Annotated in this window: 14 protein-coding genes, 1 tRNA gene, 2 pseudogenes and 1 riboswitch; of the genes and pseudogenes, 8 read left to right on the top strand and 9 right to left on the bottom strand. The window is 72.8% G+C overall.

Translation table 11 applies throughout. The features are described 5' to 3' along the window. Positions 1-133: 133 nt before the first annotated feature. On the bottom strand, positions 134-526 hold the full coding sequence (locus ACWD0J_RS38280; protein WP_451500486.1) for an ATP-binding protein: 393 nt from the start codon (positions 524-526) through the stop codon (positions 134-136). 942 nt (positions 527-1,468) lie between these two features. Further along, on the bottom strand, positions 1,469-2,257 hold the full coding sequence (gene trhA, locus ACWD0J_RS38275; RefSeq protein WP_451500484.1) for a PAQR family membrane homeostasis protein TrhA: 789 nt from the start codon (positions 2,255-2,257) through the stop codon (positions 1,469-1,471). A 258-nt stretch (positions 2,258-2,515) separates the two neighbouring features. Between trhA and ACWD0J_RS38270 the strand changes: the two genes are divergently transcribed. Next, complete coding sequence (locus ACWD0J_RS38270) at positions 2,516-3,109, top strand: PH domain-containing protein (protein WP_451500483.1); 594 nt, start codon at positions 2,516-2,518, stop codon at positions 3,107-3,109. Between the two features lie 155 nt (positions 3,110-3,264). Here ACWD0J_RS38270 and ACWD0J_RS38265 read toward each other — a convergent pair whose 3' ends face one another. Further along, complete coding sequence (locus tag ACWD0J_RS38265; protein ID WP_451500482.1) at positions 3,265-3,915, bottom strand: GTP cyclohydrolase II; 651 nt, start codon at positions 3,913-3,915, stop codon at positions 3,265-3,267. Positions 3,916-4,126: 211 nt separating this feature from the next. After that, positions 4,127-4,642 carry a MarR family winged helix-turn-helix transcriptional regulator gene (locus tag ACWD0J_RS38260; RefSeq protein ID WP_451500481.1) on the bottom strand — a complete coding sequence of 172 codons (516 nt, stop codon included), beginning with the start codon at positions 4,640-4,642 and terminating at the stop codon, positions 4,127-4,129. Positions 4,643-4,711: 69 nt separating this feature from the next. Here ACWD0J_RS38260 and ACWD0J_RS38255 point away from each other — a divergent pair, with 69 nt between their 5' ends. From ACWD0J_RS38255 to ACWD0J_RS38235, 5 genes are all read left to right on the top strand, one after another. Continuing rightward, positions 4,712-5,842 (top strand): dihydrofolate reductase family protein, encoded by a 1,131-nt coding sequence (locus ACWD0J_RS38255; protein ID WP_451500480.1) that lies wholly within the window; start codon positions 4,712-4,714, stop codon positions 5,840-5,842. A gap of 411 nt (positions 5,843-6,253) precedes the next feature. After that, positions 6,254-7,474: an alginate lyase family protein gene (locus ACWD0J_RS38250; protein ID WP_451500479.1), complete on the top strand. Its 1,221-nt coding sequence runs from the start codon at positions 6,254-6,256 to the stop codon at positions 7,472-7,474. Positions 7,475-7,538: 64 nt separating this feature from the next. Next, positions 7,539-7,612 (top strand) — tRNA-Met (locus ACWD0J_RS38245). A gap of 176 nt (positions 7,613-7,788) precedes the next feature. Further along, the gene (locus ACWD0J_RS38240; RefSeq protein ID WP_451500478.1) at positions 7,789-8,919 is read left to right on the top strand and encodes a PP2C family protein-serine/threonine phosphatase; all 1,131 of its coding nucleotides are present in this window, start codon (positions 7,789-7,791) and stop codon (positions 8,917-8,919) included. A 233-nt stretch (positions 8,920-9,152) separates the two neighbouring features. Further along, positions 9,153-9,309, top strand: a riboswitch (cyclic di-AMP (ydaO/yuaA leader). 11 nt (positions 9,310-9,320) lie between these two features. Next, on the top strand, positions 9,321-10,358 hold the full coding sequence (locus ACWD0J_RS38235) for a M23 family metallopeptidase (RefSeq protein ID WP_451500477.1): 1,038 nt from the start codon (positions 9,321-9,323) through the stop codon (positions 10,356-10,358). Between the two features lie 208 nt (positions 10,359-10,566). On the opposite strand, the gene ACWD0J_RS38230 is transcribed toward ACWD0J_RS38235, so the two are convergent. The 4 genes from ACWD0J_RS38230 to ACWD0J_RS38215 all read right to left on the bottom strand — a co-directional run bounded on the left by ACWD0J_RS38230 (position 10,567) and on the right by ACWD0J_RS38215 (position 15,860). After that, entirely contained in the window at positions 10,567-11,904 is a 1,338-nt protein-coding gene (locus ACWD0J_RS38230) for a PrsW family intramembrane metalloprotease (protein WP_451500476.1), read from the bottom strand. 52 nt (positions 11,905-11,956) lie between these two features. Then, positions 11,957-12,829: a tRNA (guanosine(46)-N7)-methyltransferase TrmB gene (trmB, locus tag ACWD0J_RS38225; protein ID WP_451500475.1), complete on the bottom strand. Its 873-nt coding sequence runs from the start codon at positions 12,827-12,829 to the stop codon at positions 11,957-11,959. 143 nt (positions 12,830-12,972) lie between these two features. Continuing rightward, positions 12,973-14,190, bottom strand: a complete 1,218-nt coding sequence (lhgO, locus tag ACWD0J_RS38220; RefSeq protein WP_451500485.1) for an L-2-hydroxyglutarate oxidase — start codon at positions 14,188-14,190, stop codon at positions 12,973-12,975. 245 nt (positions 14,191-14,435) lie between these two features. Next, positions 14,436-15,860 carry an MFS transporter gene (locus ACWD0J_RS38215; protein WP_451500474.1) on the bottom strand — a complete coding sequence of 475 codons (1,425 nt, stop codon included), beginning with the start codon at positions 15,858-15,860 and terminating at the stop codon, positions 14,436-14,438. A 738-nt stretch (positions 15,861-16,598) separates the two neighbouring features. On the opposite strand from ACWD0J_RS38215, the gene ACWD0J_RS38210 reads away from it, so the two are divergent. Further along, the gene (locus ACWD0J_RS38210) at positions 16,599-18,707 is read left to right on the top strand and encodes an asparagine synthase-related protein (RefSeq protein ID WP_451500473.1); all 2,109 of its coding nucleotides are present in this window, start codon (positions 16,599-16,601) and stop codon (positions 18,705-18,707) included. A gap of 16 nt (positions 18,708-18,723) precedes the next feature. Here the strand turns inward: ACWD0J_RS38210 and ACWD0J_RS38205 are convergent. Beyond that, positions 18,724-19,602 (bottom strand): annotated as a pseudogene (locus ACWD0J_RS38205) (NPCBM/NEW2 domain-containing protein); the annotation flags it as partial. A 24-nt stretch (positions 19,603-19,626) separates the two neighbouring features. Between ACWD0J_RS38205 and ACWD0J_RS38200 the strand changes: the two are divergent. Further along, a pseudogene (locus ACWD0J_RS38200) lies at positions 19,627-19,726 on the top strand (Mini-circle protein); the annotation flags it as partial.

The raw sequence follows: 19,726 nt of genomic DNA, 5'->3' as shown, positions 1-19,726 counted from the left end.
TGCGCGGCCGGGTGGCCCCCCCGCGCCCCCCCGCCCCGCCGGCCCGGGCGCCCCCCCCCCGGGTCCGCCCCCCCCCCCGCCCCGGGCCGGTCGGGCCCTCTCCGCGTGCCGTGCCGTTCTCGACGTGGTGGCACTACCGGGCAAGACGGGCGCATACGGTCTTGCCACCGGAGGCCCGGCGGGTGACCGCGGTGGCGCGGGCCAGATGGTTGACCATGAGCCAGCCGAATCCCCCGGTGCCGCAGCACAGGTCAGGGGTGCGCATGTGCGGCGCCTGCGAGACGGGGTCGTGGACGGCCACCTCGATGGTGTCCGGGCGGGCCGTCAGTTCCAGTGTGCAGGTGCCCCCGCCGTGACGCAGGGCATTGGTGACGAGCTCGGACACGACCAGGACCACGGTGTCCGCGGCGTCCGGGGCGACGGCCGGCTGCCGCAGGTCTTCGAGGAAGCCCCGTGCGGTATCGCGTGCGTCGGCAACGGCCGCGAGGGAACGGACCGTTGTGGCGTTGGCGGTCATCGTGTTCATCAGGGTCACCCTGGTCTCTGGATCGTCCATGCCCGGCCCTTGCCTACCCGACCCCTGTGCCCCGTCCGTCGCCCCGCCAACCGGCCTACCGGCTAGCTGGCCGACCGGCCAACCCGCCAGAGCCGCTGTGCTTGCCGGAGGGGACAGGGCAGCACAGCGGACGCGCCGCGCCGGTCGGCGGCTGCACCGGAAGCCCGGATGCCGGCTGTGCGTCTCACCCCGGACGTCTGACCTCGCGTTGCGGTCCGGCCCCCGGCACCGCAGACAGGGCGAGGGGAGACCTCATCACCGGGCACACCAAAATCTATGCTCGCTGGAGTAGACATTGGGCACTCATGTCATTATGGTTTCTCTCGTAGTCGAGATCGAGCGAGGCCCGGCAGACACGAACTGCCGGGCAGCAGTACACGTATGACGGTGCGGTGGTGGAGTTTCGAAGCCAGGTTGTCGCACGACGGCGACGGGACTGACGACCGGACCGGGTGGCCCGCAGTGATCAGGGGCCGCCATGAGCAGGACCGTAGTTGACGCGGTTGACGCAATGGCAGTACCAGCAGTATCAGCAGTACGAGCAGTATCAGCAGTGCGCAGTTCCCGTTTGGCAAGTGACTGGTTCAGAGGGAAAGAACGGAGGCCGACGCCATCAGGATCGCCCGGGCGGAGAGCCTGAGCCCGGGTGCCGCAGGACATCGATAGGCAGGTGGTCTCCGGTCACGCATCCGCGATCCCCGCACCCCCGTCGGCATACCGGGCGGCTGTGCGGAAACAGAAGGCCGGTGCAGTACTAGGACCGGCAGATGGTGTTGCAGTTCCTTCGGGGCCCTGGTGCCGTACGGCACCAGGGCCCCTCCGCGTTCCACGGAGACGTGAGATGAACAGGCGGGGGCGGGACTGCGGGGAGAGCACCGGGCCGACCGTGCCGCCGGAGTGAACGCGCCTGCTTCAGTACGTGGCGAGGGAGATGGCGATGTAGTGCGCGGTGAAGGCTGCCACCGTCAGGGCGTGGAACACCTCGTGGAAGCCGAACCAGCGGGGTGAGGGGTCGGGGCGTTGGACGGCGTATACCACCGCGCCCGCGCTGTAGAGGAGACCGCCGGTCACGATCAGGGTGAGGACGGCCGCTCCGCCGGTGTGCAGGAAGTCGGGCAGGTATCGCACAGGTGCCCACCCCAGGGCCAGGTAACAGGGGGTGTAGAGCCAGCGGGGAGCCTTGACCCACAGGACACGGAAGGCGATGCCGGCCAGCGCGCCCGTCCACACGATCCACAGCAGCAGGGTTCGCTGGTGAGGAGGGAGCAGGAGCACGGCCAGGGGGGTGCACGTGCCGGCGATGATCAGGAAGATGTTGGCGTGGTCGAGGCGGCGCAGAACGGCCTCGCCCAGTGTCCCCCAGGTGCCCAGGTGGTAGATCGCGCTCGTCCCGAACAGCAGCCAGGCGGTGACGGAGTACACGGTGCAGGCCAGGGCCGCCTGCTCGGTCCGGGCCAGACAGATCAGGACGATGCCCGCACTCAGCGAGGCGGGGACCATCGCGGCGTGGAGCCAGCCACGCAGCTTCGGCTTGACCGGCTCGACCAGGTCGGCCGCGAACTCGACCAGGTCCGCGACAGGGTGAGGGGCCTCCCCGGCATGGCCATGGTGCCGTTCGCGGGGGAGACCGGCTGAAGCGTCCCCCTCTCCTGTCACCGGCGAGGCGGAAACGCTTGCGCCGTCGGCGTCGTCGCGGGACACGACTCCCCTTCCTGTCTCGGGCTTCTGGGCATCATCGGCAACCATCTGATCATGCTAGGAGCCTGTGGGTTCGAGTCCCACAGGGCCTACGGACAGCCCCCACGTTCCAGGTCCCACGTCCCACGTCAGAAGGACCGACACGTGGCTCGGCACGTTCCCGGGGGCCCGGGGGCCCGGGCCCCCGGGAGGACGAGGGCGCGCGGGGCGGGTCGGTGTGGTCGGTACGATCCGTCTACGTAATCAGGAGGGGGGACGTCCATGGTGGCGTTCAGCGTGCGGCCGGACATCGATGCGGCGGCAGCGAAGCTGTCCAGTTCTTTCGGGGCGAAGCGTGAGATTCAGCGGCTGCCCGAGGTGCTGTGGGAGGGCGAGACGGTCGAACTGCTCGCCACGGGGGTGTACGGCAAGGGCAACGGTCTGCTGGCGATGACGGATCAGCGGCTGGTCTTCTACTTCCACGGGGTGATGTCCCAGAAGGTGGAGGACTTCCCGTACGGCCGGATCACCTCTGTGCAGTGGGCGGGCGGTGTACTGATGGGGACACTGACGGTCTTCTCCGCGGGCAGCAAGGCCGAGATCAAGCAGGTGCCGAAGGATCAGGGGACGGCGCTGGCTGACGCGCTGCGGCAGCGGATCTCGGGCGTGCCTGCGGCGCATGCCGCTGCCCCCGCTGCTGCTGCCCCTGCTCCATCTCCTGCTCCGTCCGCTGTTCCCGCCGCGCCGGCTGCTCCGGCCTCTGGCGGGCAGGACGTGGCCTCCCGTCTGCAGACCCTGGAACAGCTCCGGGCACAGGGCTTGATCTCGGACGAGGAGTACGCCCAGCGGCGCACGCGGATCCTGGACAGCCTGTAGGACTCCGGACGTAATGAAGCCCCGGCCGGGGGACCGGGCCGGGGCTTCGTCACGACTCGACGCCGTGGCGCGGCAGTTGAGAGGCCAGCCGCTCGGGCCACGCTTCATCTCGTCGTGGCCGCGGCGATGGCCCTTGGCGATGAACACCCGCGCCATCAGCCGGCGGGACGTCCCGTCAGTTCCGCGAGTTCCGCCAGCGGGAGTGTGTGCTGGGTCTGGAGGACCTTCGCGCGCAGGTACCGGACGTTGTGCGCGGTCTGGAAGACGCCGGTGGGGACGCGGTCGCGGACCTGGATCCCGAGGTCGCGCAACTGCCCTGCCTTGTCCGGGTTGTTGGAGAGCAGGTCGAGGGTCGTGATCCCGAGGGCGGCCAGCATCTGGGCGGCGGCCGTGTAGTCGCGGGCGTCCTCGGGCAGGCCCAGCGCGGTGTTGGCGGCGTACGTGTCGAGGCCCTGGTCCTGGAGGGCGTACGCGTCCAGCTTGTTGTAGAGGCCTATGCCGCGGCCCTCCTGGCGGAGGTAGAGCAGGACGCCGCCGTGGTCGGCGATGCGCTCGACCGCCTCGCGCAGCTGCGGGCCGCAGTCGCAGCGGGCCGAGCCGAAGACGTCGCCGGTCAGGCACTCGGAGTGCAGCCGGACGAGTGGGGCGGTACCGGGGGGCGGGTCGCCGAGGACGACGGCCACGTGTTCCTGGCCGTCGGCCAGGCCGTGGAAGGTGACCAGTTCGGCGTCGACGCCGTAGCCGTCGTGGAAGCGCAGCGGTACCCGGACGCGGGAGCGGGGGGCGGCGGCGGGGAAGTCGGGCATGCGGGTTCTCCCGGGTCCGGGGATCAGGTCTGCGCGGTGGTGCGAGCGCGAGTGCGAGCGCGGGTGCGCTGTGGTGCGGGTGCGCTGTGGTGCGGACGCACGGTGGTGCGTCCGCGCCGGGCCGGCGGATCTGATTCAGATTTGAAGCAGATCCATGGCTACGGACCCTACCTCATGCTTTAAATTTGAAGCAACGGGTGTGTGGTGCGGCTCACGAACAGGACGGGGACGACCTGCGGCGCCACGGAACCTCGTCGGCCGCCGGGCGCTCGCCGTCACCCTCCAGGGCCTGTGCGACCCCCGTGCAGATCTGCTCCAGCTGCTCCACCTGCTCCTCGGTGAGGTGGTCGAACAGTGCCGTCCGTACGGTCTCGACGTGCCCCGGAGCCGTCCGCCGCAGTACGGCCATGCCGTCGTCGGTGAGTACGGCGACGGTCCCCCGCTTGTCCCACCGGCAGTCCTCGCGCCGCAGCAGGCCGTCCTTCTCCAGGCGGGTCACCGCGTACGTCAGCCGGCTGCGGGTGATCTTCAGCTTCTCCGCGAGATCGGTCATGCGCAGCCGGTGCTCCGGCATCTCGGAGAGGTGGGTCAGGATGGAGTAGTAGAGGTGCGGCATGCCGGCCTCCTGCTGGAGCTGCCGGTCGATCGCGTCCTCCAGAAGAAGCGTCGCGGCGAGGTACGCGCGCCAGGCGCGCTGCTCCTTCGGGGTGAGCCAGCGAGTCGTCATACCGCCAGTGTAGGTTTGTTTCAAACTTGAACCAAGACCGTCCACGTCACACGCCGGGGAGCGCCACCGATGCCCCACCCCTACGTCCTTCTCTCCGCCGCCGTCTCCCTCGACGGCTACCTGGACGACACCGGTCCCGAACGCCTGCTGCTCTCCAGCCCGGCCGACTTCGACCGGGTCGACGAGGTGCGGGCGTCCGTGGACGCGATCCTGGTCGGCGCGGGGACCATCCGCGCCGACAATCCGCGGCTGCTGGTCAACTCGGCGTCGCGGCGGGCCGCGCGGGTGGCCGCGGGCCGGCCGGAGTATCCGCTGAAGGTGACGGTCAGCGGCTCCGGCGAGCTCGACCCGGCCGCGCGGTTCTGGCACACGGGCGGGGAGAAGGTCGTCTTCTCGACGGAGAAGGGCGCGGAGCGGGCGCGGGCCCTGGAGCTCGCCGCGGAGGTCGTCCCGCTGGGGCCCGAACTCGACTGGCGGCTGCTGCTGGAGCACCTGCACGACGTGCGGGGCGTCCGGCGCCTGATGGTCGAGGGCGGCGGGCAGATCCACACCCAGCTGCTGCGGCAGGGGCTCGCGGACGAGGTCCAGCTGGTGCTGGCCCCGCTGTTCGTCGGCGACCCGGAGGCGCCCCGGCTGTTCGGGCCGGGGCCCTACCAGGGCGGACGCCTGCGACTGGTGGAGACGCGGCCCATCGGTGACGTCGTCCTCATGCGTTACGAGCCCACGGCGCCCGGCACCGGCGCCCTTCCCTCCGCCGCCGACCGGCACTGGCTGGCTCTCGCCTGCGAGCTGGCGGACCGGTGCCCGCCCTCCGGGACGGCGTTCAGTGTGGGCGCGGTGGTGGTGGCGGCCGACGGCACGGAACTCGCGCGCGGGTACTCGCGGGAGGGGGGTGACCCGGTCGTGCACGCGGAGGAGGCGGCGCTGGCGAAGATCGACGCGGGGGATCCCCGGCTGGGGTCCGCGACGGTGTACAGCAGCCTGGAACCGTGCGCGCGACGGGCGTCACGGCCGGCGCCGTGTGCGCGGCTGATTCTGTCGGCGGGAGTGCGGCGGGTGGTGACGGCCTGGCGGGAGCCGGACACGTTCGTGTCCGGGGCGGACGGGAGTGGGGTGTTGGCGCGGGAGGGGGCGGATGTGGTCGTCCTGACGGAGTACGAGGAGCGGGCAAAGGGACCGAACCGGCATGTGCTGGGGTGAGGGCGGGGGTGGGGGCGGGGTGTCTGCGGCGGCCTGTGCGGGAGCGCCGTGGCGCGGGTAGTGCGTCCGGTCGTGTCGTGGGCCGGGGCCGCGCCGGCGGGTGTCCGTCCTCGGTCCGGCGCGGAATCGGCGCCTCAGCAACTGGCGGGTGCTGACGCGCCATCCGCTGCGGGCCGGCACCCCCGGCACCCCCGGCACCCCCGGCACGTCAACCTCTCGGCGCGGCGGTCGAGGGGCAGTCCCAGCCTGTCCGGCGTTTGGGGACGAGGCCCCTTCAGGGCCGGAGCGGGGTCCTGGGGCGGCAGCCCCCGGAACGGGTGGGCCGATCGGCGCAACAGGATCTGCGGGCCGGCCTCCCGGAGGGTGACGCTGCGAGGGAACCCCCGCCGCACGGACCCCACGGAGGTGCCCATGAGGTCAGCCCGACGACACGCGGTGACTCTCCTGTCCGTCACCCTCCTCGCCGCCCTCCTCACCTCCTGCGGAGCGAGAGGCCCGCACCCCCGGGCCATGGCCCGCGCCCTCCCCGCGGACGCCGATTTCACCCACCCCGGCGTCCTGGTCAGCAGCACCCAGCTGGACGTCGTACGGAAGAACGTCACCGCGGGAAAGCAGCCCTGGCTGCGGGCCTACCTCGACATGCGGGACAGCGCGTACGGGGCCTACCGGTACCGTGCCGAGCCGTACGCCACCGTCGTCTGCCCCACCGGCGGCGAGGCCGGCCCCGGCTGTGCCGAGGAGCGCGAGGACGCCCTGGCCGCCTACACGCAGGCCCTGCTGTTCGGTATCACCGGCAGGCAGCGGCACGCGGTCAAGGCCAGGGAGATCATGGACGCCTGGTCGGCGCGGCTGAGGCGGCACACGGGGGAGAACGCGGGGCTCCAGGCCGGGTGGACGGGATCGACCTGGGCGCGGGCCGCCGAACTCGTGCGGCACACGCCGGGGGCCGGGTGGCCGGCTGATCGCGTACGGCGGTTCGAGGACATGCTGCGCACCGCCCATCTTCCCGAAGTGGCCAAGAAGGTCCCGGAGTTCAACGGCTACTGGGACCTCGTGACGACGGACGCGGCCATCGGCATCGCCGTCTTCCTCGACGACCACAAGACCTTCGACCAGGCCCTGGAACGCTTCCGCGAGCGCGTGCCCGCGTACTTCTATCTGAAGAAGGACGGCGGTGTGCCGCTCACCCCGCGCGGGTCCGGCGTCGACACCCGGCGCAAGCTGACGACGTACTGGTTCGGGCAGACGACGTACAAGAACGGCGTCTCGCAGGAGACCTGCCGCGACTTCCGGCACGTCGGGTACGCGCTGGCCGCCACCGCGCACATCGCCGAGACCGCCTGGCACCAGGGCGTCGACCTGTACGGCGAGGTGAAGGACCGGCTGAAGGCCGCGCTCTCCTTCCACTCCCGCCACCAGGCGGGGGAGTCCGCCCCGGCGTGGCTGTGCGGCGGCACGGTGGAGCGGAACCTGGGGCCCGACCTGGAGGTCGCCCTCAACCACCTGGAGGACCGGCTGGAGATTCCCGTCCCGGCCGCGCGCAAGCTCGCCGAGGAGACCCGGCCGGCCGGCACCGACGACCTGTTCGTCGCCTGGGAGACCCTCACGCACGCGGGCAACCCGGCCACCTGAGACGGGGCCGCGGGAACCGATGCGACATCTGTCCTGCGTATGGCGTACACTGAAGTCACAACGACGCGGGGTGGAGCAGCTCGGTAGCTCGCTGGGCTCATAACCCAGAGGTCGCAGGTTCAAATCCTGTCCCCGCTACTGAAGGCCGAGGGCCGGAATCCGAAAGGGTTCCGGCCCTCGGTGCGTGGGGGGTGCTCTCCCGTCATCCGGTCGTCATCCGGTCGGCCCTCACCGCTCGCCCGCCGCCCCCGCCGAGGGAACTCTGGACGGGCGGGACGGTGACCGGAGCGGACGTACGCGGTGGGAGACGAGCGGTGCGGCCTGGGAACGTGGCGGGGGAAGGGCCGTACGCCGGAGCCGGCGCGCGTGAGGGGCGGCGGCTGTCGAAGCTGCGGGTGCTGCTTCAGGTCCTCCCCGCCCTGCTGATCGTCGGCGGCGTCCTCTACGACCTCCTCACCCCCCGGCGTTTCACCGCGATCCCCTTCTTCACGGCCGCCCCGCTCGTCGCCGCGCCGGTCTACTCGCTGTGCGGCACCGCCGTCATCGGGGGCGTGGCCCTGATCGCCGCGTACGCGGTCCACGCCAGGTCCGGCTTCGGCCTGGACGCGGACACCGTCACCGAGGTGGTGACGGTCGCCACCGTCGCCGTCCTGGCCGCCGTCATCAACCGGGTCGTCCGCCGGGGCGACCAGCGGCTCGCCTCCGCCCGCGAGATCGCCGAGGCGGCCCAGCGCGCGGTGCTGCCGGAGCCCGCCGCGCGGATCGGCGGTTTCGACATCGCCGCCCGGTACGAGGCGGCCCAGGCGGACGCCTCCATCGGGGGTGACCTGTATGCCGTACAGGACAGTCCGCACGGTGTCCGGCTGGTCGTCGGGGACGTCCGCGGCAAGGGGATGGGCGCGGTGGCGGCCGTCGCCATCGTGATCGGGGCCTTCCGGGAGGCCGCCGAGCAGGAGGCGACGCTGGAGGCGGTCGCCGGACGGCTGGAGCGGGCGCTGACGCGGGAGGCCGCGCGGCGGGACGGCGTCGAGGCCGTCGAGGGGTTCACGACGGTCGTGCTCGCCGAACTCCCGCACGGGGAGGGGGTGGTGCGGATCCTCAACCGCGGGCATCCGCCGCCGCTGCTGCTGTACGCCGACGGCGGTGTACGGCCGTTGCCGGCCCGCGAGCCCGCGCTGCCGCTCGGCATGAGCGAGCTGGGCAGCCGGCCCGACCGGGCCGAGGAGGCGGTCCTCCCGAGGGGAGCCACCCTGCTCGTGCACACCGACGGGCTGTCCGAGGCGCGGGACGAGCACGGTGTGTTCTACGACCCGCAGGAGCGGCTCGCCGGGCGGGTCTTCCGTGACCCGGGCGCGCTCCTGCGCACCCTCGCCGAGGAGGCGCGCCGGCACTCCGGGGGCGGCATGACGGACGACATGGCGCTGCTCGCCGTACGGCGGCCGTGACCGTTGTCACCACGGGTGACCAGGTGAGTGCCCTGCGCTGAAGAACTGACGCCTCGTCAGTACTCGTGTGATGTGCGAGGCATGGCCAACTCGCCCGTTTTTCGCCGATCGTGGGGTGTTGGTCCAGCGGATCATCGTTAATGATCAAGCGGAACAGCTTGGAATAGAGGCCCCGCGTCTATTAACGTTCGATAACGCAGCGCGGTCGTCCCAGCCGTCACAAGAGACGGCTCCGTGCGCACGCGCCGAATCCCGCGAGGGAACCGGGGAACCACTACTTGGGGTGAATCACGCGTAGACCGCCGTGTCCGCACGGCTGGTATACGCGCGTAGGAGACCTTCCTGCTCCGAACCCGTCAGCTAACCCGGTAGGCGAGAAGGAAGGAAAGGAGCACGCCCACGTGGCGTCCAACCGGCCTGCCCCAGAAGCCCCGTTCGTGCCGAGCCAGCGCGACAGCGAGACCTTCGGCTACGGCGAGTACCGCACCGACGAGGGCCCCTGGACGGAGTGGAACCCCACCGAGGAGTCCATCCGTCCGGTACGCGGCCGGCACCGTGTCGCCAAGCAGCGCGGCGGACTCGCCCGCAGCTCCACCGTTCTCGGCGTCGGTGTCATAGCCGCCGTCGGCGCGGGCGGCATGGCCAGCGCCAACACCGGCAAGCCGCCGGTGTCCATCTCGCTGCCCGACCTGCCCTCCGTGGGTTCCCTCATCTCGGACGACGACACCTCCGAGACCGCGGAGAACACCGCGACCGCGCTCAGCACCGTCGGCACGGCCTCCGTGGAGGCCGCGCAGGGCACCGAGAACGCCGGCGAGGTGCTGCGCTCCCGGATCCTCGCCCAGGCCGAGCAGCAGCAGGACCAGATCGAGAGCAAGGCCGTCGCCGACGCGGTGGCCGCCGCCGAGAAGCAGGCCGCCGAGGCCGTCGCCAAGGCGGAGAAGGAGGCCGAGGCCAAGGCCGCCGCCGCGAAGCAGCAGGCGAAGGAGGAGGCCGAGAAGAAGGCTGAGGCCGAGCGTCTCGCCGCGCTGGCCAAGCAGTACGCGCTGCCGACCTCGTCGTACACGATCACCTCCACCTACGGCCAGGCCGGCTCCCTGTGGTCCTCCGGCTACCACACCGGCCTCGACTTCGCCGCGCCGACGGGCACCCTCATCAAGGCGGTCCACACCGGCACGATCACGCAGGCCGGCTGGGACGGGTCGTACGGCTACAAGACCGTCCTCACGCTCGACGACGGCACGGAGATCTGGTACGCCCACCAGTCGTCGATCAACGTCAGCGTCGGTCAGAAGGTCAACACCGGGGACGTCATCGGCCGCGTGGGCGCGACGGGCAACGTGACCGGCGCGCACCTCCACCTGGAGGTCCACGCGGGCGGATCGGCCGGCGGCCTCGACCCGATGGCGTGGCTGCGGAGCAAGGGGCTCAACCCCTGAGGCCCGCGGGCCACTCGGCCGCACGGATGTGACGAGCGCGGGGGCCTTCCGCACAATGAGGGCCTCCGCCGCGGGCGTTGCCGTGCGGCACGACCGCGCACGCCTCGCCACGGCGTCCCGCCCCGGCCACGTCGGCCTCCACCGCACGCACGACGCGAAGACGGAACTGGGGCGTTGACGGACGCGCCGGCCTGCCGGCACCGGTGGGCTACGACCGGTACGGGTTCCAGGCCGGATACGGCACCGCCGGGTACCCCGGATACGCGGGCGCCGCCGGATACCCGTACACCCCGTACACCGGCCACGGCGGCGCGGCCACCGCCACCGGCGGTGCCGTCGCCCGGGCCGCGTGGTCCAGCGCGGGACGCGCCAGGTCCCGCCGCCGCCACAGTTCCTGGAGCAGCTCCCGCTCCCGGACGGCGAAGTCGGCCCCCGCCCGCCCCCGCCGCCCCCGGTGCCGCAGGAAGGCCAGAGAGGTCGCGTACGCCTCGTACTGCGCCACCGCCCGTGCGGCGGAACGCCCGCCGCGCTGTCCGGCGTAGTCGCGGGCCATCCGCCGCGCCCGCATCGACCCGAGCGCGTACGGCTCGGCCGGCGTCAGCCAGCCCGCCACGGTGTAGGCGGGCAGTTCCTCCCGTACGGTCTTCAGCTCGCGCTGCCGCGTCCAGATGACCAGCCAGGTCAGCAGCCCGAACGTGGGCACCATGAAGGCCGCGTACACGGCGAAGAACCCGTACTCGCCCCACGTCGACGAGCCGTTCCAGATCGCGTGCATGCCCATCGCGAGCAGCAGTCCGGACACCGGCAGCAGCAGCCGCCGCACATGCTGGCGTTCCGCCGACAGCGCGGAGACACCGAAGCCGATGCCGGTGAGGACGGTGAACAGCGGGTGCGCGAACGGCGACATGATGATCCGTACGAAGAAGGTCGCCGCGGTGACGGAGGCGATCCCGCCGTCGCCGTTGAGCTGGTCGGTACCGAAGGCGGTGCCGAGGTAGAGGATGTTCTCGGTGAAGGCGAACCCGGTGGCGGTGACCCCGGCTATCACCACCCCGTCGACGATGCCGGTGAACTCCCGGCGCCGGAACAGGAAGACGAGCAGGACGGCGGCGGCCTTGGCCGACTCCTCCACGACCGGCGCTATCACCGTCGCGCCGAGCGTGTCCGCGCTGGAGGGGTCCGCGGTGGCCGCCGCTATCCATCTGGTCGCGAAGCTGTTGGCGACGATCGCTATCAACGCCGCCGCGCAGGCGCCCCAGGCGAAGGCGAACAGCAGGTTGCGCCACGGGCCAGGCTCGACCCGGTCCAGCCACCGGAACGCGGCGACGAGCAACGGCACCGGCAGGACCGCGAGTCCGAGACCGACCAGGAAACCCTCCGTGCCGGTCTGTTCGCGGACCAGGGCGAGGATGACGAGCCCGGAGAGCGCGAGCAGGGCGCTCAGGGCGCCGTGACGCACCCACGTCCGTTGCCACCAGTGCGCGTGCCGCAGTGCGCCGCCGGCGGGATCGCTGGGGTGCGTCGGGTACGGGGGAACGGTGGCCACGGCATTGACCCTAACGATGCGGAGGCGCCCCCCGCAGGAGAGCGGGGTGGGTTCAGGCGCCGGTGGGGGGTTGGTCCTCGAGCGCGGAGACGTGCTCGGTGACGTGCCCGACCACGTGCTCCATGACCTGCTCTACGCGGCGGAAGAGCAGGTCGTTCACGACATGTCCCTTCTCCAGTCCCTGGCCCTCGAAACGGGTCAGCGGCCGGAATGCCGGACGCGGCGCAAAACCGCCGTCGGCCTGGGTGTTCTCGAAGGCGGGGTGCGCGTCGAGCACCTCCAGCATCTGCTCCGCGTACGGCTCCCAGTCGGTCGCGCAGTGCACGGTCGCCCCCGGCCGCAGCCGGGTCGCGGCGAGGTCGAGGAACTCGGGCTGGATCAGCCGCCGCTTGTGGTGCCGCTTCTTGGGCCAGGGGTCCGGGAAGTAGACGCGCAGGCCGTCGAGGGAGGTGGGGGTGAGCATCTCGCGGAGCAGGATGATCGCGTCCCCGTTGCCGACGCGGATGTTGTTCAGCCCTCCCTGGTCGGCGAGGTTGAGCAGATTCCCCTGCCCCGGGGTGTGGACGTCCACGGCGAGGACGTTGGTGTCCGGGTCGGCGGCGGCCATCCGCGCGGTGGCCTCGCCCATCCCGAAGCCGATCTCCAGCACCACCGGGTTGCCGTTGCCGAACAGCTCGCCGAGATCGATGACGCGCTGTCCGTCGATGTCGAGCCCCCACTGGGGCCACAGCCGCTGCAACGCGTCCGCCTGCCCGGCCGTCACCCGGCTCCGCCGTGGCTGGAAACTCCGGATCCGCCGCTCGAAGTGCGACCCGGCGGGATCCGCCTGCGGTCCTTCCGGGAAGCGGGGCTCCCCCTTGGCCCGGGTGCGACCGAGGGCGACACCGGGCCGGGAGGTTTCGGGGGCGTGGTGGAAATCAGACACAGTGCTGCCGATTTTACCTATGCCCGCCCTCCCCCCGACTCGGTCGGCCGAGAAGCGCGGCGCGCCACGATCCCACCCGCTCATCCCGCCCCTTCACCCATGCCGGTCCTTCACCATGCCGGTCCTTCACCCATGCCACCCCGTCACCCCGCCCCGAGCACCCCCAGTGCCCTGCGGGCCACCTCCCGCCCGACCGGCAGGGAAGCCGTCGCCGCAGGTGAAGGCGCGTTCAGCACATGCACCGCCCGCGCCCCCTGCCGTATCAGGAAGTCGTCCACCAGCGTCCCGTCCCGCAGGACCGCCTGCGCCCGCACCCCCGCCGCGCTCGGCACCAGATCCGCCTCCTCGACCGCGGGCAACAACCTCCGCACCGCCTCGACGAACGCCCCCTTGGACACCGACCGCCGCAGCTCCCCCGCCCCGTACCGCCAGTGCCGCCGCGCCATCCGCCAGGAACCCGGCCACCCCAGCGTCGCCCCGAGCTCCCGGGGCCGCACCACACCCCACCCGTACCCCTCGCGGGCCAGCGCCGGCACCGCGTTGGGCCCGATGTGCACCCCGCCGTCGATTCCGCGGGTGAGATGCACGCCGAGGAACGGGAACGCCGGGTCGGGCACCGGATACACCAGCCCCCGCACCAGCTCGGGCCGCGCCAGCGTGTAGTACTCGCCCCGGAACGGCACGATCCGCATCCCCGGCTGGTCCCCGGTCAGCCGCGCGACCTCGTCGCAGTACAGCCCGGCGCAGTTCACCAGCACCCGCCCGCGCACGACGTCCCCGTCCGCCGTGCGCACGGCCACCCCGCGCTCCGGCCGCCGGTCCACCCGTACGACCCGCGCCCCGTACCGGATCTCCGCCCCCGAGGCCTCGGCCAGCTGCCGGGCGACCGCGACGAAGTCGCACACCCCGGTCGTCCCGACGTGTATCGCGGCGAGCCCGCGCACCTCCGGTTCGTACTCCTCGATCTGGGCCGCGCCCAGTTCCCGCACCGGAATGCCGTTCTCCCGGCCGCGCTGCACGAGCGCGTGCAGCCGGGGCAGCTCGGCCCGCTCGGTGGCGACGATCAGCTTGCCGGTGACGGCGTGCGGGATGTCGTACTCCGCGCAGAATTTGATCATCTCGGCGGCGCCCCGCACCGCGTACCGCGCCTTGAGCGAGCCCGGCCGGTAGTAGACGCCGCTGTGGATCACCCCGCTGTTGCGCCCGGTCTGGTGCCGGGCGGGCCCGGACTCCTTCTCCAGCACCGTCACCCGCGTGCCGGGCGCGGCCCGCGTGATCGCGTACGCCGTGGACAGCCCGACGATCCCGCCGCCGACCACGAGCACGTCACAGTCGTAAGCGATCTCCCGCACCTGCACCACCTCCCGGCTTCGATAGTGCACTGCGCCACTGACAATGCCCTCAAACCCGGGAGACCGCGACGCCGGCAGGGGGGCGCGCGGGCGTGACGCCGTACGGCTCCGCCGCGGGGCGCGGTCAGCCGCTCCCCGCCCTCCCGGGCGCGACCATCCCCGCCCACGCCCGGCCGGGCGACATCGGCCGCATCCGCACCCGCAGTCCCGCGACCACAGCACTCCCGCGGACGCGAGGCGCCCCCGATGTCTCTCTAGGCCGGCGTCATGAGAAGCGGCCGTGCCCGCTCCCGCAGCTCCACCACCCGCGGCTCGTCCCCGTACGGCTCCAGCCGGTGGAGCAGATCCTTCACGTACTCGGTGGTGCGCGCCGAGGAGATGCGCCCCGCGACCTCCACCGCCCGCACGCCCTGCTCGCATGCCGCGTCGAGATTGCCGGACTCGAGTTCGGCGACCGCGGAGACCACCAGACGCAGCCCGTGCGACCGCACGAACTCCTCCGTCGGCTTCGACAGCGCCTGCTCGGTGAAACGGCGTACCTGACGCGGTGCCTTCAGGTCGCGGTAGCACTCGGCGGCGTCCGCGGCGAACCGGTCGTAGGAGTAGAAGCCCAGCCAGGACGGGTCGTTGTCACCGTCACGGGACCGCTCCAGCCAGCCCTCCGCCGCCTTCAGGGCGGCGCCGGCCGCCTGGGCGTCACCCGCGCGCGCGTGGGCGCGTGCCTCGACGAGCCGGAAGAAGCTCATGGTGCGGGCGGTCGCCAGGCCCCGGTTGCGTTCCAGCGCGGCCTGGGCCAGGTCGACGCCCTCGTCGCCGAAGCCCCGGTAGGTCGCCTGGAGTGACATGGACGCCAGTACGTACCCTCCCAGGGGTACGTCGGCCGCCGCCCGGGCGAGCCGCAGCGCCTGGATGTAGTACCGCTGCGCGGCCTCCTGCTGACCGGTGTCGAAGGCCATCCATCCGGCCAGGCGGGTGAGTTCGGCGCTGGCGCCGAACAGGGCGCGGCCCACCTCGTCGGTGTACGAGCCGAGCAGCAGGGGCGCGGCCTCCACCCTCAGGCACTCCGGCACCATGGACGAACGCCAGTCGCCGCCTCCGTACTTGGAGTCCCAGCGCCTGGCGTCCTCGGCGGCCTCCCGCAGTTTCTGCACGTCGCTGTGGCCGACTTTGAGCGGTGCGCCGGCGTCCTCGACGGGGTTCACCTCGCGCGCGACCGAACTGTCGGCCGGGGTTATCAGCCACCGTGAGGCGGGCGTCGCGTACGCGCTCACCGCGAACGATCCGGCCAGGGACTGCCAGATGCCGCCGGAGCCGGCCCGGCGCCCGGCGAGGTCGAGCCGGTACAGCTCCGTCGCCGAACGGACCGCCTGTCCGACGTCTCTCGGGAAGGCGAGGCCCACTTCGGGCGCGGGATCCGCGTCCGCCAGGCCGATCTCGTGGAGCGGCACCGGGCGGCCGAGCTTCTGCCCTATCGCGGCGGCGATGAGGTGCGGCGCGGCACCTTGCGGCACCATGCCTTTCGACACCCAGCGCGCCACCGACGTCTTGTCGTAGCGAAGAGTCAACCCGCGTTGAGCGCCAAGATCGTTGACGCGTCGGGCGAGTCCTGCGTTGCTGATTCCCGCGAGGGCGAGAACGGCGCCGAGTTTTTCGTTCGGCCCGCGTTGCTCCCTGGACATTGCGCCACCCCTCGACACAGACGGCTGCCGCGCTGGCATAACCACGCGGCATTCGTAAACCCAGCGTAGTTCGCCGCATCCCAAGCGTTAAGAGGCATTGTTCCGGATGGCGGGATTGTGGTCCGTACTGAAGTGCGGGTCAGCGACGGACGGTTGCGCCGTGCTCCCGCTGTGTGGCCGTGCGCCCGCCCGTGCGCTCTTCTCCGGCCATCGGGGGAGCGCTTCCATGGGCCGTGCGTGGGTCGGCCCGCTGTACTGGATCCAGTGGGCTGGGGGACGCCGCCGCCTACATCCCCGCGGGCGGCGGACCGGCCCGGGGGGCGGGCTCCGTCTCCCGGGCTGCGCGCTCGCCGGGCGGGGGGCGGAGCGTGTACGGAGCGTGCCCAAGTCCGTTCCGTTGCAGCTGATTTGGCTGAAAATCGACCCCTGCTCGCCGGGTGTATCAGCCCTCTCACCACGGCAGTTGAGGGCGCGTAGGGAGTTTTTGGGGAGCGTATCGGGGGCGCATTCGCGTCGCAGTCACCGTATCGGCACTCCTCGTCAGAGTCCGGGTCTCCTTGCCTCGCGCGGCTGTTCGACGCGGCGGGGCGGTCGGCCGGTCCCGGTGGGACAGTATCCGCCGGGGCGCATTCCCCGGAGCGCAAGCGGCACCGCCGCCCCTCCGCCGCGCCTCCTTCATGGCAGCATGGTGCCGAGTTCGTACGGTGCACTGGTTGTCCACAGCCTGTGGAGGCGGCGATGCGGTGGTTGGTGGGATGGAGCAGCACCGCCGCGGGCGCCGCCCGGATCGGCTCAGCCGGCGCGGTCGGGCACGACGGCGAGACCTTGCAGCCGGTGGGCTCCCATCTGTTGTGGGGCGACCCGGATCCGCTGTGGGCGGTCGGCGACTGGCGCCCGGACGAGGTGCGGGTGGTGAAGGCGGACGACCGGACCCGGATCGCCGTCCTCGGTATCTGCGGAGCCTCCGACGAGCAGCTGCGGGTCGGGCTGTTCGCCGCGCGCGGAGGGGCACTTCGGCATCTGACGGCCTGGCCGGGCAGCTACACGGCCGTCGTCCAGGTGGGCCGGCGCATCACCGTCTGCGGTGACCTCGCGGGCGCCCGCCCGGTGTTCTACACCCCCTGGGCCGGCGGCACCGCGTACGCGACGGCCGCGCTGCCCCTCGCCGACCTCATCGAGGCCAACCTCGACTACGGCCACCTCGCCGCCCTGCTCGCCGCCCCCGACGTACCGGCCGCCCTGCACGACTCCACCCCCTACGACGGCGTACGGCGCATTCCGCCGGGGCACGCGCTGATCCTGCGCACCGGGGCGCGCGAGATCGCCGGATACGAGCAGGTGGCCTCCCTCGCCGTGGCGGCACCCTCCGCCGACCCGCACAGCGCGGTCGACGCCGTACGGGACGCGCTCGTCGAAGCGGTGCGTGCCCGGCTGTCGGCGCCCCGGCACGTGCCCGGCGCCGACATAGACCCCGGTCCGGTCCCCGGCATGGGCCCCGCCGAACGGCGGGCCGCGCGCGGGATGCCGGCTCCGGGCATCGGCGCGGACCTCTCCGGCGGCCCCGCCTCGGGCACGCTCGCGCTGCTCGCCGCCGGCCTGCCGGGCATGCCGGGCACCGTGCTGGGCCACGGCACGGGCGCCGGGGAGCGGCTGCTTGCGGTCACCTTCAACGACCTGGCCGTCGGCGGCCGGGAGGCCGAGCTGGAGCGGGCGGGCACGCTCGCCGCCAACCCCCGGCTGCACCACGTGGTGGTGGCCGGCGGCGAGGAGACCCTCCCGTACGCCGAACTGGACGGCCCGCTCACCGACGAACCGGCCGCGAGCCTGGTGACGGCTGCCCGCCACCGCGCCCGCCTCGCCTCCGGCAGCGCGGACCACTTCACCGGCTACGGCGCCCGCCAGGTTCTGGACGCCCACCCGGCCCGCCTCGCGGACCTGCTGATGGACCGCAAACGCCGGCACCTGGTCCGCCCGGTCGCCGCCCTCGCGAAGGCGGACGGCTCGGTCCTGGTCCCCGCGCGCGTGTACGGCGCGGCCCGCCGCCTCGCCCGTACGCCCTACCGCTCCGGCCTCGAAGGCCTCGCCGACCGCCTGATGCGCCGCCGCTTCGAGGAACCCGGGGGTGCCGTGGGGGCGTCACTCGCCGCGCTCACCTGGGCCAGACCGGGCCCCGCGGCGCGCTGGCTCACGGGTGAGGCCCTCGCTGAAGTATCGGTTCGCCTCCAGGGGGCCACCCATCGGTCCGGGGTCGGTCCCGGGCAGCGGCCGGGCGACTTCCGCGCGCGGGCGGCACTCGCCCGGGCCGCGGCGGACCTGCGGATCCTGGAACAGGCCGCCGAGGTCCGCTTCCAGCGCCTGCACGCCCCGTTCCTCGACAACCAGGTCGTGCGCGCCTGCCGCGGCCTCCCGGAGTCGCTGCGGGTCCAGCCGGGGGCCCGGGCGGCCATCCTGCGGACGGTCCTGGAGGGCGCCGGAGTCGCCGAACTGCCGCCCGGCTGGGGCGCCACCTCGCACGCGCCCTCGGCCGCCGCCGCCCGCGCCGGACTGCGGGTGGCCGCGGACTCCCTGATGGACCTCTTCGCCACCCCTCTGCTCGCGCAGGCCGGACTGGTGGAGGCCCGGGTGATCCGCAAGGCCCTGCGCGCGGCGGCGGAGGGCGAGGCCCTGCCACTGGACGGCCTGGCGGACCTGGTGTCCCTGGAACTGTGGCTCGGCCGCCTGATCGCCCGCAGGGGGACCTGCTGGACGGGAACGCCCGCACGCGCGCGTGCCGTTCCGGCCGGGATCACCCCGCAGCGCAACGCGCTGGGCGCGGGAGCCCCCGGCGGCGGGGCGGCGCTGGCCTAGGGAGCGCCCGCCGTTCCTAGGAGCAGGTGAACCTGGACTCCGCCCAGTCCGCGAGCGTCAGGGTGTCGAGATGACTGTGCGGCTCCACCACCAGCCGTACGGTCGCGCGCCCGGCCAGGTTCACGTGGACCGGCACCGCCGCGTTCCCGCCCCCGACCGTGCCGGACCGCCACAGCCGGACCCCGTCGGCGTAGACCGAGAAGCGGACCTTGCCGAGCCCCGCGTTCATGTCGTCGACGCCGACCAGGGCGTCGTAGGCGGTGCAGGCGCGGTTGAGGTCGATGGTGACGGAGGAGTGGCCGTTCACCGTCACACCGTGCGCGTACCGCCTGCCCGCGACCGACACGCCGTACCGCTGCCACACCCAGCTGCTCTCGCCGATCCGCATCTCGGGCTCGTCGGCGTCGCCGGTGACGTCGTACGACAGCTCGCTCCACCGGTGGACGGCCGGCGGGGCAGGCGGCGGAGGCGGGGCGGGAGCAGGGGTGGGGGTGGGTGCCAGCGTCGGGGCCAGCGTCGGCTTCGGTGCGGGGGCGGAGGGCGGCGTGGGGGCCGGGCTGGTGGGAGTGGGCTTCGGGCTGGGCGTGGCGGTGGCCGGGGCGGCCGGTGCCGGTGTGGGCGTGGCGGCCGGGGTGGCCGCCGCCGCGATCACCGGGAGTCCGGGCCCGGGTTCCTTCGCCGGGGGTGCGGGCGTGTTCCTGGCGGGCTCGATCACCGGCGCGGACGCGGGCGGCTTGGCGTCGGGTTTCCTGGGCGGCTCGTCGTTGCCGGCCAGCGCGAGTGCCACCGCGGCGGCCACCGCCACCACACCGGCCGCGATACCGGCCTTGACCGGCGCGCCCAGTCCCTCGGAGGCGGCCGCGCCGCCCCCGGCACCCGCACCGCCGGCGACACCCGCGATGAAGTTGTCCCGCATCCGGTGGTCCTCGAGTTCCACCGTGCGACACTGGCCCTGAAATGCGAGGGCCTCACCGACGACGAGCTGCGCCGGCAGTCGATGCCGCCCTCGACCCTCTCCC

Source organism: Streptomyces sp. NPDC003011 (assembly GCF_053591515.1).
The sequence above is the reverse complement of the archived record's forward strand: the minus strand, read 5'-3'. Positions and strand labels throughout refer to the sequence as shown.